Here is a 13,660-nt window from a genome sequence, read left to right as displayed (position 1 = left end):
TCCGCAAACTCGCCAAGATCTTTCCTGCACCGCAGCATCCGCGAAAAGCCTGAAAACAGAAAGGCTTGCGGTCGCAAAAACCAAGCATCAGTCACCCTCATAACACGGTGTTTTTCAACAGAATCCGGACGAAGCCGCCGTTCGCCGCACTGCGGAATCGGATGACTGATCGTATGAACACTCTGCTCGCGCGGATTCTATGGGCCGTTGCAAGCACGGTATAATTTTGTGAAACGCAAATTCACAGGAATAGCAGTATGTAGAATAAGTATTCTGGATAAAAATACATATTTCGAACCAATGTTCCCGAGATAATAAAATGGTGATGCGGCAAATCCGTCGCTTAAATCTTCGCTCCGTTTCTCAGCGATTGGAGGAAGGGGGAGAAACGCACAGCGGTTGAACACTGCCTTGTGCCAGGGAATATGAACGGGAGGAAACATGTCCTTATTCACAAACATCACTCGTAGAACTGCGATGGCCTCAGTGGCCTTGGTAGCAATTGCTGCTTCAGTTGGAACTGCAGGCGCAGCTGATATTAAAATCGGTTTTTTGCTGAAAACCATGCAGGAAGAGCGCTACAAACGCGATCGTGCGGCCTTTATTGAAAGAGCAGAAGCGTTGGGTGCCGAAGTTATCTTTGACTCTGCCAACAACGATGAACTGACCCAGTTGGCCAAGTTTGAAAACATGCTTGCAAAGGGTGCGAATGTAATCGTTCTGCAGCCTGTGAACACCGGAACTGCGGGCAGCATGGTCAGTATGGCGAATAGTGAAGATGTTCGTGTCGTCGGTTATGACTCGATGTTGGTTGATGGTCCCCTCGATGCGATGGTGATGCAAGACAGCTGGGCTGTTGGCCGTCTGCAAGGCGAAGCTATGATCGAATGGCTGAAAGAAACAAATGGTAAAGTCTCAGGAAAAATTGCTTTGATTCAGGGACAGCCCGGGGACTCCAACGCAATCGCCATGAGCAGTGGTGTTCTGGAAATTGTTGAAGCAAATCCCGGAATTGAACTCGTCACGAACCAAGCCCACGAAGGCTGGTCGACGGACAAGGCAATGGCAACGGCGGAAAACACTCTGACATCCAATAGCAACGACGTAGTTGCCTTTATTGCGAACAACAGTGGTATGGCCCGAGGAGTTATTGCAGCATTGGAAGCCCAGGGTCTTGCCTCTTCCGACAAAGTCTTTGTTGCGGGATCGGACGCGGATCTGGCAAATATCCAATACGTTGCTCAAGGCAAGCAGGCCGTTGAGATTTGGAAGCAGATCCGTCCGCTGGCCGAAACCGCGGCTGAAGTTGCATTCGCGTTGGCGAGCAACCCGGACAGCGCCCCAGCGGATGTGCTTGAAGTCGATAAAGTCATCAACAACGGTTATGCGGACGTTCCGACAATCGTTACGCCGATCACTTTGGTCAACCAAGACAATATCGACGACACGATCATTGCAGGCGGCTTTTACACCAAAGAGGAAGTCTACGGAAACTAACCCTTTCGTGGCGCCCTATGAAGGGGGGCGGACCAATATCGCATTCCCTTGGCCTCTCTCCCGGCCTTCGAATGCAGCCGCCCTTCTTCATGAACGCAATATGTGATTTCCAAAAATGTTCGACCGTAAACGTCGTCATCTACAAATTCAGAGGGACGTAACATGTCTGAAGTCGTCTTGAAGATGCAGGGTATAATCAAGGACTTCCCCGGAGTTCGTGCGCTGAACAATGTAAATTTTGAAGCCCGGTCCGGTGAATTGCTCGCCCTGATGGGGGAAAATGGCGCAGGTAAATCCACGCTGATGAAAGTGCTCAGTGGAGTATGGCCTTATCCAACATATGAAGGAGAAATCTATCTGCGCGGAAAGAAGATTCAATTTGCCAACACCAAAGAGGCGGAAGATGCGGGTATAGCCATCATCTATCAGGAGCTGAACCTGATCCCCGGATTGACGGTGGCGGAAAACATCTTCCTCGACCGTCAGTTCACGAGCACGAGCGGAAAAATCAATTGGAACAAGACGTTTTCGGAGACCCAGAAAATTCTGGATGATCTCGGCATCAATGACATTCGTCCGACCGATCTCGTGCAAAATATCACAGTCGGCAAGCAACAGATGGTCGAAATCGCCAAAGCTCTTTCACTTAAAGCTGAAATTCTGGTTTTGGATGAGCCCACTTCCGCTTTGACTGACAAGGAAGTGAAAGATTTGTTCCGCATCATTCGCAAGCTCAAGGCTGATGGGGTCTGCATGTGCTACATCTCTCATAAAATGGAAGAGATTGAGCAAGTCGCCGACCGGATTGCAGTACTTCGGGATGGTGAAACCATTGGCGATGTAACGCCAATCTCCGACATTACGCTTGACCAGATCATCGCGCGCATGGTGGGTCGAGACATTAAGGACATGTTTCCCAAAGCTGATTTCACCCCCGGAGAAATTACGCTCGAGGTCAATAATCTTTCGGTCACCAACCCTGAGATGCCGGGCTCTTATTTGGTAAAGAACGCAAGCTTCGTCGCCCGTAAGGGAGAGATTCTTGGAATATCGGGACTTATGGGGGCCGGACGAACGGAACTGGTTGGTGGCGTGTTTGGCGCCTATCCGGGCCAGACGACTGGTGATGTAAAGCTCAATGGTAAGCCGTTAGACATCAGATCCCCAAAAGATGCGATTGATGCGGGAATTGCGCTACTAACCGAAGATCGAAAGGCGCTTGGCCTGTTTCTGGACAAATCGATCACCTTCAACACGACAATTTCTTCGCTCGAAAGCATCAGTTCGAAGGTGCTTGGTATCATCAACGGGCAACAAGAACGGAAAGTCGTAAAGGAATATGTCGATCAGCTGGGTGTCAAAACCCCTTCGATCGATACCGTCATCGGGACACTTTCTGGCGGGAATCAACAAAAGGTCATCCTTGGGAAATGGCTGAATTCCAGCCCGGATGTTTTCATTCTGGACGAGCCGACCCGTGGCATCGACATCGGCGCCAAGGTCGAAATTTACAAGCTCCTAAATGAACTGGTTCAGCAAGGAGTGACCGTCATCATGATCTCATCCGAATTGCCCGAGGTTTTAGGTATGTGTGATCGAATTTTGGTGATGTGCGAAGGTGAAGTCGTTTCAAACTTTGAAAGGGACCAAGCCAAGAAAGAAGCAATCATGGCGTATGCCACTGGCAGCGCGGCGTGAGGGAGGAAAAAAATGAGTACTGATAGCAATGTTGCAAGTATTGGTGCCGGAGGCGCTAAAGAAAATCATCTACTTAATTTCATCAAGGACAATGCAACGCTGATTGCACTGATCGTTCTGGTGGTTGGCCTCAGCTTCGCTGATGACGCCTTCTTCACAGCCAGGAACCTCAGTAATCTTTCGCGTCAGGTGACCATCATCGGGATCATTGCTGTCGGCATGTCGATGGTGATCCTCATCGCTGGTATTGACCTGTCGGTCGGGTCGGTTTGTGGGCTATCTGCGGTAGTCTGCACATTAATGATGCAATGGGGATTGCCCCCGATACTAGCCGTGCCCGCAACGTTGTTCGTTGTTGGTGTAGGTATTGGTGGCTGGAACGGATTCTGGATCGCTAAATTTAACATCCCTCCATTCATCATTACGCTTGGCATGTTAACCATTGCCCGAGGTTTGGCGCTAACGTTTACAAATGGTGGCTCGGTTCCAGTAACCAGCAAATCTTTCGCGGTGATTGGTGGTGGTTACATTCCCCCGATGATGTCTAGCATCGTTCTGATCGCGTGTGCCGCACTTGCCGTCTTCTCGATCTTCCGGGACGTACAGCAGAGCCGCGCTCACGGCGTAGACGTGAACATGCAGGAACTACTGGTCAATGGCGGTGTAATGATAGGCGGCTTCGCGCTCGCGTTTCATGTTTTCATCAGCTACAAAGGTATCCCCGTTCCTGTGGCAATCTTTGCGGCGATTGCTTTCGGCGGCATCTACACTCTGAACAACACTCGATTTGGTCGCCGTCTGTATGCGCTGGGCGGGAACGAAGATGCCGCACGTCTGTCTGGCATCAATGTCGTCAAGACCAAGATGATCGTCTACACGGTGATTTCAGTCCTTTCGGCACTGGCTGGGATCATTTTGGCATCTCGTCTCAATGGTGCATCACCGAACTTGGGCACGATGTTTGAGCTTGATGCCATTGCTGCTGTTGTTATCGGCGGGACCAGTCTTGCGGGTGGTTCAGGTAAAGTCAGCGGCACAATAATAGGTGCGCTCTTGATCGGTGTCTTGAACAACGGCATGAGCCTCTTGGGCGTGGTCACATTCTATCAGTTGATTATTAAAGGTTTGATTATCATCCTCGCTGTCTGGTTCGATGTAATGCAGAAAAAGTAATCATGATAAATGCCCCGCGTGCGCACGTATGCGGGGCAATCGATAACACATCTCAATTGAAATCACCGGAGATAGACCATGGCACGCGATCTGTGGACAACCATTTCGAAATCACGATTGAAAGCTTTGACGATGATCGGCGTGGTTTCTGCAACGCTATCAGGACCCGCGGTGGCCCAAGATGGTTCCGTTACGATCGGGTTTCTTCTGAAAACAATGCAGGAGGCTCGCTATCAAACCGACAAAACGCTGTTTATTGCCCGCGCAGAATCTCAAGGAGCCAAGGTCTTGTTTGATTTCAGCGGCAATGACCAACTTCGACAGTTGCAGCAGGTCGAAGAGATGCTGGAAGATGGAATCGACGTTCTCGTCTTACAACCCGTCAACACTGGAACCGCCGGCGCTCTCGTCGGTTTGGCCCACGACGCTGGTGTGAAAGTGATCGGTTATGATTCAATGCTTCAGGGTGGACCGCTTGATGTCATGGTGATGCAAGACAGCTGGATGGTCGGTCGCTTGCAGGGTGAAGCATTGGTGGGATGGCTTCAGCAAACCAAGGGAGAAGTCTCTGGTCATGTCGCTTTGATCCGTGGACAACCAGGCGATTCAAATGCAGAGGCACTTAGCAGTGGCGTATTAGATGTCATCGACAGCTACCCCGCGCTAGAGCTGATTGCTGATCGAAGCCATGTGGATTGGTCACCCGAATTAGCACGGGAAACGGCGACAACTCTGCTCGTCGAGCATGACAATCAGATTGATGCGTTTGTTGCCAATAACAGCGGTATGGCGTTTGGTGTCATTGCAGCCCTGAGAGAAGAAAATTTAGCGGCAGCCGACAAAGTATTCGTTGCCGGGTCTGATGCCGATCTAAGGAATATTCGCCTCGTCGCTCAAGACATTCAAACTATGGATGTTTGGAAGCAAATTAAACCGTTGGCATTCGCGGCAGCAGATTTGGCGATCAAGATTGGGAATGCTCCTGATACGGAAATTTCCGAACTGGTTGGAGAGCACGCTCTGATTAACAATGGATATGCAGATATTCCGACCGTCATCACGCCAGTCGTAGCGATTTCAAAAGACAACATCAAAGATACGCTAGTTGCCGATGAGTTTTACACGGCAGAACAAGTCTACAACGAGTAAGTGTTCAGGGGTGAAAAGATTCCTGAAGGCCAAAAATTTTCTGAATGCTGAATTTGCAGGTAAAGTAGGGCGCGAAATGTCTGACCAGATCAACGTGGCGGTTTTGGGGCCAATCCCAAGAGACAACATCACGAGCTATCAGAGCGAGAAGTTCGAGAAATTCGGCTGCGCCGTCTATACTGCGGCATGTATGTCTTCACTCGCGGGTCCGGGTTCCGAAGTGCATGTGGTGAGCCATGTCCGGCGAGCTGATTTAGGTAAAGTTCGAGAACTACTGTCGACATTTCCATATGTAAACTCATCTTCAATTTCAGACGCCGCTGATCAGGGTGCCGTTATAGATTTGGTCTATGTGGACCAAAACAAACGCGACGAAACTCAGACAGGGTTTATGAACCCGATATTGCCCGAAGACATCAAAGATCTGATGGGATGTGAAGCATTTGTATTTGTACCGATTACAGATTTTGAAGTTCCGCTTGAGACGCTCAAATACATCAAGACCAATAGCGATGGAATCGTCGTGTTTGATGCCCACGGCCCCACCAATGGATGCTCCGCACATGGGGAACGGTTTCACAAGTTTTGGGTCGACCGCGATAACTGGCTCCCTCACATAGATTTACTGAAAATGAATTTGGAAGAGGCTCAGTGCAGTTGGTTCAAAGGTGAGTACGACAAAGGCGAACTGTCTGAAGTCACTGAATTGACCATGGATGAGCTGCCCAAATTTGCCCTGCATTGTCTGGATCGAGGAGTGCAGGCATTGTACGTCACTTTGGATCAACACGGATGTGCTGTTTATTATAAGGATCAAACGGGCAAACTGTGTGAGGAATTGGTGAAGCGCGTCCCGGTCGAAAACGTTGTTGATACAACCGGTTGCGGGGACAGTTTCGCAGGGGGGCTTGCTTTCGGCTATCTCTACACCGGTGATTTTGTCAAAGCCTGTCAATTTGGAAACTGTGCGGGCGCGCAGCGATGCTCGAGCAGTGATTTGAACGTTTATCTTTCTCTGGAAGAAACGGAACGCCAGATCGCCGACACCTACGGCAGTTAATCTTTCTTAAATCCTGAACAAGGTGACTGAAATGCTTACTGAGCTGAACAGCAGCGATTGGTTGATCGAAGAAAACGAGTTCGATCTGAATGAAGCAAACTTCAAAGAAACCATCTTTACGATTGGCAATGGTTATCAGGGAACCCGGGGATCGCTGGAAGAAGGCCACAAAGGTGAACTTTCAGGCACGTATCTGTCTGGCGTTTATGATCACCATGATTCAACGGTCATTGATCAAGTCAACGTAACCACATGGTTGCCGCTCCGCGTATATGTCGATGGCGAGCTGCTTGATGTCCAGGCCTGCAAAGTGATCGAGCATCGTCGCGTTTTAGATTTGCGCACGGGTGTTTTACATCGAGACACTTTATTCGAAGACAGTAAAGAAAGGCGTACTCGGGTTGTCAGCCTTCGTTTCGCTAGTTTTGCCGATCAACATCTTTGCGGCATCCGCCTTGCCGTCACGCCGGAGAACCATTCTTCAGACATCACCGTCGAAAGTTTGCTTGACGCGGAGCGGTATAACTTGGATCGCCTACCGGCTTATCAAGGCAAGATCAGTTTTCATCCCGAAGTTAAGTGGGAGAAATGGGCGAAAAGCCGTCATCTGCTGGTGACGCGTTCGTTTGCCAACGAGGACATAAAATACATTGAAACCAAAACGCTCGATACAGAGATATCAATCGGTATGGCCAGCAGTCTGGACGTACCAACAGATGCTGCATTTTTAGGGGGCGGGCGCGAATATGAGCGTGTGTCGCAAACGTGCAGAGTAGAGGCCGTCACCGGTCAAAGATACGTGTTCGACAAGTTGGTAAGCGTGTTCACATCTCGAGACATGGCAACCACAGAATTGGGTGCCACTTGTGAGGCGCGGATCGAGACCGCTCAGGCTAAGGGGTTGTCCGCCTGCTTATCAGATAGCATCGCTGCGTGGCGCCAAAAATGGGACGCGTGTGATTGTGTGATCGAGAGCGATAGCGCCTCTACTCGGGCGACGCGCTTTAACATCTATCACCTGCTCATCGCGGCCAACCAAAATGACCCACGTGCCAATATTGGGGCCAAATCGCTATCAGGTGAAGGATACAAGGGGCATGTGTTTTGGGACACCGAGATCTTTTTGCTGCCGTTTTACATCTTCACGCAGCCCGAAACAGCACGCGCACTATTGGAATATCGATACAACACTCTTCCCGGCGCTCTGGAAAATGCCCGGCTAAACGGGTTCAGGGGCGCTCAGTACGCATGGGAATCTGCCGACTCTGGTCTTGAGACGACACCAAAATGGACTGCCGACGGGCAAAATCGCATCTGGACTGGAGAAGAAGAAATCCACGTGACAGCGTGTGTTGCATTCGGAATTTTGAGCTACGTTACAGCGACCGGTGACAAAGATCTCCTGCGTCAATTCGGGGCGGAAGTGCTGTACCAAACCAGTCGTTTTTGGATAAGCCGTCTGGAAAGAAACGGCGAAAAAAGGCGGTATGAACTCACCCGGGTGATAGGCCCCGATGAGTTTCACGAACATGTCGACAACAACACCTTCACCAATCGGATGGCAAAATGGCATCTAGAGCAGACGGTGCGTGTTTTTTCAGAGCTGTGTGATGAAGGATCGGCCGCACATGAGGCGATATGCAGTCGAATTGATCTTTCAATTTCAGAGGTGGAAGAGTGGGGGAAAGTTGCCACTGAGATCTACATTCCATTTGATCCTGCAAGAAATCTGATTGAGCAATTCGAAGGGTATTTTCAGCTTGAAGATTTGCCGATTACGGAGTGGGATGAAAATCATATGCCCCTCTATCCTGAGGGACACGATCATTTTACGCTCAATGACACGATGATCTTGAAGCAACCCGATGTGATCATGCTCAACTATCTGCTACCGGATGAATTCAGTGACAAAGCGAAAGCGGCAAACTTTGCCTTCTATGAAAAACGGACACTACACAAATCATCTTTAAGCCCGGCAATTCATGCCATCATGGGAATTGAGGTTGGGGATTATTCCTCCGCCCACCACTATTTTAAGCGATCGGCATTTGTCGATTTGGTCAATAACCAAGGGAATACTCAGGATGGAATGCATATCGCTTCGGCCGGAGGAACGTGGCAAGCGCTCGTGTGTGGATTTGGCGGATTTCGCGTCAAGCATGGCAAGATGACGTTCAAACCTTGGCTGCCAGAACCATGGGAAAAGATACGCTTCAGATTAAAGTGGAAAGGTGACGAAGTCATCGTACACATATCCCACGGTGATTGTCGGTTTCTGCTAGAGGGCAAATCTGGAAACAGTGAAGAAATCGAAGTTCTGGGTAGAACGGTCACTCTGGAAGCCGGGAAAGAGGTTGTTGTTGAAAAGGTAAATCCGTGACTTTTCAAACGCGTAGAGTCCTGAATGAAGATTTACTTATCAAGTTGAGAAAGTAGAATTTTATGCAGCCGTTCAGCTGCGGCTTGATCCAATATAACCTCGTTGACCAAGCTTTGCTTTATCAATTCAAATACCGTGTCACCCCGTTCTGCTTGAATTGCCAATACCACGACTCCACTTTGGTCTGGATCGGCAAACGCTCTGCTCGCGATATGGCGGATCTGCTCCGTACTGATGCCCGTCCATAGGTAATTTAGTTCGTCCACAAGCATCTGTTTTGCCTCGGACAACCCGCTTTTGGGGATCAAGATACCGCCCAGATCCCCGATGATCAGCTGCCTCAAATCGCTTGCTCTAATACCGGCGGCCTGCACAAGCTCCTCGAAGCTTCCCAAGACCGGCGACTTCGAAGAGCCCACGCTAGAGACCAGCATGTCCATTTTGTTTATGAGCGCATCTGGTCCAGAAAATACGCGTTGGTAGGCCGGTGTATCTGAGATGAATTGCCTAATCGACCGCTGCATATCGTCGTCATATCGACGGGGAATGTAGGCGGGAAACCCGGTTAATTGTGGATAACCTTCGGGAGAATCGTTGAATATTTCGCCTAGAGAATCTGCAAGGCGACTTGCTGAATGACCGTGTTGCGTCAAAGAAACCAGCTCTGCACAAACGGCGGCGAATACAGTTCTTTTTGACTTGTCGATGGGTTGGCGCGAAACAGAAATCCCTTCGACCACTGATTTTATCGTGCGCCCCCAGGCTACCCCTACAACGCTTGATCCTTCGATAAGCTCGATCAATCGACCGGATGCAGTGCGGCCAAATCTGGCACGCCGTTGCCCCAGCGCGACCTCAGTATTGCCTGGGCCACTTTCAAACACGCGCAATCGCGGAACAGCGATGTTTGCGAACTTACAGAACCTGTTCAAGTCAGAGTAAAGATCCGAAGGTGCTAGAAGTCGCTCCATGCTGTGAATCCACGCGTCATCGAACATATCCTTCGCGAACCTTTGCTCGATGATTAGATAGTTCATTCGTTCAGCATGTTTTAGAAGACGCGAAACATGCGGTTGCGACAGGCCACCAAGAATTTGACCAATTTCGGTTTGTGACATGTTGTGCGTCGCGCGCATATAAGCGGCGCATTGTGCCTGCTCTTCAAACGGTAATTTCTTTACGTTCAGCATCATATCTCATTTGAACCGAAAATGATTATACGAGCTTAGAATAAGTATTCTATATAAACATTCAAATGCAGATAGGGTTGATGGAATTACCATCTATGCTACCCCGTCTGAAAGCCAATCAATCATCCGGATAATAATTATGAAATACAAAGGTCTGATCTTTGACTTGGATGGTGTCCTTGTCGACACCGTTCCCGCGCATTTTGCGGCGTGGAAGCGGATGTTTGAAGAATATGGATATGTGTTTGGCAAAAAAGAGTACCGAGATCTGGTGGACGGGCGCCCACGTTTTGACGGCGCGCGGGCGGTGATGTCTAGACATTCCGACGCGGAAATCAAAAGAGCTGCAGACACCAAGAATGACTACTATGTAGCGATGATTGATCGTGGTGAGTTTTCTGTTTTTGACGAAGCTGTAGCTTTGGTTCGAGAATGTCAGTCCCGTAATATTAAACTGGCTGCCGCTTCCAGCAGCGCAAATGTTAAAACCGTTCTCGAATTGGCTGGATTGCTAGACGCATTCCCGGTTGTGATCGGCGGAGATGATGTCGAGCGCGGAAAGCCCCACCCGGAAATATTTCTGAACGCCGCAACTGGCATGGACCTCAATGTGGATGAGTGTGTGGTGATTGAAGACTCTTCTTCAGGTGTGGAGGCGGCCAAGGCAGGTGGATTTTATTGTATCGGATTGGTCCATGACCACGCGGACTCGTTTCACGATACCGAAGTGCTCCCAAATGCCGATCGAATTGTATCGTCATTGGCTGAACTTGACGTTGAATGCCTTAGTTTCTGACCCCTCCAACAGTATCTGATTTTTCAAGACCAAGCATACGATGATCTGTTCACACCAAATGCTCTTCGTTAAAAAGGTTCAGTTCGGCGTCCGATTACATCTACTACGGTGGAGAGAGGCAGACTTTCACGTTTGGCGAAGCCGTTCTTGCGAAATGCTGCGATTGCGCATTTGGTAAAAATGGGCTCGATCCGGACCTTCGCCGCAGTTTGTTCGAAGGTCTGCAAAACGGGACATTTCTGCCGTTCTCCGCAAGCCCCCGATTGTCAGCTTTCAATCGCAAGTTGACTAATCACAAACCAAATTGGAATGTCACAGATACATAGTTCTTCCAACCGATCGGATCGGCGCTTTGAATTTTATGGCTTATGGCACTGCGCCGGGTTCGCTTTTTTTTGCTCAATAATTAGTCGTATCCACACATTTTGCTCACGGATTGCGCAGCTTCGTACAAATTTCAATTTTCTTCCCCTCACTCTCTATTCGCCGCATCGCAGCAAGACTTAGGCTGCAAGTGCAGAAATCCAATGGAAAGAGAGAACGGTTTGAAACTTATCATAGCAACCATAAAGCCCTTCAAGCTTGAGGAGGTCCGAGAGGCGCTGAGCGCAATCGGAGTTCGCGGCATGATGGTGCAAGAAATCAAGGGGTTTGGCGCTCAGTCGGGCCATACAGAAATCTACAGAGGAGCCGAATATACAGTCAATTTTGTGCCCAAAATTAGATTGGAATTAGCAGTTCCATCTTCAATGGCTGATGAAGTTATCGAGACCATCACTGCCACGGCGCGCACCGGAAAAATTGGAGACGGCAAAATCTTCGAGCTCGATATTTCAAAGGCGGTTCGCGTGCGAACCGGCGAAACGAATGAGGACGCGTTATGAACTCGGGGAAACGAAGTAATACTATGAATAAACTTGCAAAAATTGGGCTTCCTATAGCCTTTCTTATGACGCCTCATCTAGGACTAGCACAAGATTCTGACGCGACTCCGGTAAACGCGGACATTGGATTTATCTTTACCACGTTCATGTTTCTGGTTTCTGGCTTTCTCGTATTCTTTATGGCTGCTGGATTTGCCATGCTGGAAGCCGGACTTGTCCGTGGCAAGAACGTCGCAATGCAATTGACCAAAAACGTTGCATTATTTTCGCTCGCTTCGTTGTTCTTTTACCTTCTCGGGTACAATCTGATGTATCCAGGGGATGGATGGACAATCACCAATATATTAGGTGCGTTTTCAGTGGCCGGTCTGGAACCAGTTGGATTAGAAGGGGCTGAACCTGACCTAACCTATGCGTCCGTGGGCTCTGACTTCTTTTTTCAATTGATGTTCTGCGCAGCAACGGCGTCGATCGTATCTGGTGCACTTGCTGAACGGATAAAGCTTTGGCCGTTCCTGGTTTTTGTGATCCTGTTGACAGCAGTAATCTATCCGATTCAGGCAAGCTGGAAATGGGGTGGCGGATTCCTTGATGGGATGGGTTTCCAAGATTTTGCAGGCTCAACGGTTGTGCATTCTGTCGGTGGCTGGGCAGCGCTTTGTGGGGCGATCATTCTTGGACCACGTTTGGGCAAATACAAGGATGGCAAAGTGATACCTTTCCCTGGTTCTAATCTTGCGCTTGCGACGCTTGGTACGTTCATTCTGTGGCTTGGTTGGTTTGGTTTTAACGGTGGTTCACAGTTATATATGGATACTGCTGGCAATGTTGCAGATATCAGTCGTATTTTCTCAAACACCAATATCGCTGCTGCCTCTGGTGCTATCATCGCCTTGGTCTTGACCCAAATGATGTACAAGAAACCAGACCTAACAATGATACTGAACGGTGCATTGGCCGGGTTAGTCTCCATTACGGCTGAGCCATTGACGCCTTCATTGGTTGAAGCAACATTGATTGGCGGAGTCGGCGGCGCAATCGTCGTCTTTGCCATTCCGTTCCTTGATCGCCTCAAAATCGACGATGTGGTTGGCGCTATTCCAGTTCACCTTTTCGCGGGTATTTGGGGCACGATCGCAGTTGTGTTCACCAACGACGCTGCAACAATTGGAACCCAACTCTACTCAATCATTGTTGTTGGTGTGTTCGTCTGTGCGACTTCATCGCTTGTATGGATGATACTCAAAACGACCGTAGGCATTCGAGTTGATGAAGAGGCCGAGATTAATGGTCTTGATATGGCTGAACTGGGAATGGAAGCTTATCCAGAATTCAAAGCTGGTTAATCATCTATCTATCAAGAAAAGGAAATTCGCGGCTGAGGCCGGGAATTTTCGTTGTAGCGTTTCACGGAAAGCCGACATTCGCTGAGCTATGGAGTATTGGCTCAAAGCAGACAATCACTGCGCAACGTTTAATTGTCTGCTACACTTTCAACGTTGCCAGTTTACGAATATTAACGCGCTAGGATGACCCACATCATGCCAAATTGAGAGGCTTGTGTGGTATGTTTTATGGTATTTGAGCGAATTATCAATATAATATCATTTCTTTTTAATAGCTTGACTTCTATATATGGCGGAGCACTTCTCCGCCACGCCTCATTTTTCGCCCAATATCTTCGCCAACTCATTCAATTCTTTCCTCATCTCCACCCACTGCTTTGACTTCATTCCATGCTTGTAGGCGGGATTGGCTTTTCCTGCACCATGACCACCCCTTGCGCCATGCATGCGACAGGCGGTCCAGCCGCGGACGGCGGGATTTTTGCAT

At 49.2% G+C, this 13,660-nt stretch carries 10 protein-coding genes; 9 read left to right on the top strand and 1 reads right to left on the bottom strand.

Annotated elements, in window-relative coordinates; all coding sequences use genetic code 11:
* Positions 1–441: 441 nt before the first annotated feature.
* From AC2D8P_RS15895 to AC2D8P_RS15870, 6 genes are all read left to right on the top strand, one after another.
* Entirely contained in the window at positions 442–1,497 is a 1,056-nt protein-coding gene (locus AC2D8P_RS15895; protein WP_484703785.1) for a sugar ABC transporter substrate-binding protein, read from the top strand.
* Positions 1,498–1,659: 162 nt separating this feature from the next.
* Complete coding sequence (locus AC2D8P_RS15890) at positions 1,660–3,195, top strand: sugar ABC transporter ATP-binding protein (protein ID WP_484703784.1); 1,536 nt, start codon at positions 1,660–1,662, stop codon at positions 3,193–3,195.
* 12 nt (positions 3,196–3,207) lie between these two features.
* A complete protein-coding gene (locus AC2D8P_RS15885) occupies positions 3,208–4,368 on the top strand; it encodes a sugar ABC transporter permease (protein ID WP_484703783.1) in 1,161 nt (386 codons plus the stop codon).
* Positions 4,369–4,446: 78 nt separating this feature from the next.
* Positions 4,447–5,517 carry a substrate-binding domain-containing protein gene (locus AC2D8P_RS15880; protein WP_484703782.1) on the top strand — a complete coding sequence of 357 codons (1,071 nt, stop codon included), beginning with the start codon at positions 4,447–4,449 and terminating at the stop codon, positions 5,515–5,517.
* Positions 5,518–5,527: 10 nt separating this feature from the next.
* On the top strand, positions 5,528–6,577 hold the full coding sequence (locus AC2D8P_RS15875) for a carbohydrate kinase family protein (RefSeq protein ID WP_484703781.1): 1,050 nt from the start codon (positions 5,528–5,530) through the stop codon (positions 6,575–6,577).
* A 31-nt stretch (positions 6,578–6,608) separates the two neighbouring features.
* The gene (locus tag AC2D8P_RS15870) at positions 6,609–8,957 is read left to right on the top strand and encodes a glycoside hydrolase family 65 protein (protein WP_484703780.1); all 2,349 of its coding nucleotides are present in this window, start codon (positions 6,609–6,611) and stop codon (positions 8,955–8,957) included.
* A 32-nt stretch (positions 8,958–8,989) separates the two neighbouring features.
* Here AC2D8P_RS15870 and AC2D8P_RS15865 read toward each other — a convergent pair whose 3' ends face one another.
* Positions 8,990–10,147: a sugar-binding transcriptional regulator gene (locus AC2D8P_RS15865; protein ID WP_484703779.1), complete on the bottom strand. Its 1,158-nt coding sequence runs from the start codon at positions 10,145–10,147 to the stop codon at positions 8,990–8,992.
* 139 nt (positions 10,148–10,286) lie between these two features.
* On the opposite strand from AC2D8P_RS15865, the gene AC2D8P_RS15860 reads away from it, so the two are divergent.
* From AC2D8P_RS15860 to AC2D8P_RS15850, 3 genes are all read left to right on the top strand, one after another.
* Complete coding sequence (locus AC2D8P_RS15860; RefSeq protein ID WP_484703778.1) at positions 10,287–10,943, top strand: HAD family hydrolase; 657 nt, start codon at positions 10,287–10,289, stop codon at positions 10,941–10,943.
* Between the two features lie 545 nt (positions 10,944–11,488).
* Complete coding sequence (locus AC2D8P_RS15855) at positions 11,489–11,827, top strand: P-II family nitrogen regulator (RefSeq protein ID WP_484703786.1); 339 nt, start codon at positions 11,489–11,491, stop codon at positions 11,825–11,827.
* 23 nt (positions 11,828–11,850) lie between these two features.
* On the top strand, positions 11,851–13,173 hold the full coding sequence (locus AC2D8P_RS15850; RefSeq protein WP_484703777.1) for an ammonium transporter: 1,323 nt from the start codon (positions 11,851–11,853) through the stop codon (positions 13,171–13,173).
* Positions 13,174–13,660 lie beyond the last annotated feature (487 nt).

The sequence above is a fragment of the Roseovarius sp. YIN77 genome, from assembly GCF_057219155.1.
The sequence above is the reverse complement of the archived record's forward strand: the minus strand, read 5'-3'. Positions and strand labels throughout refer to the sequence as shown.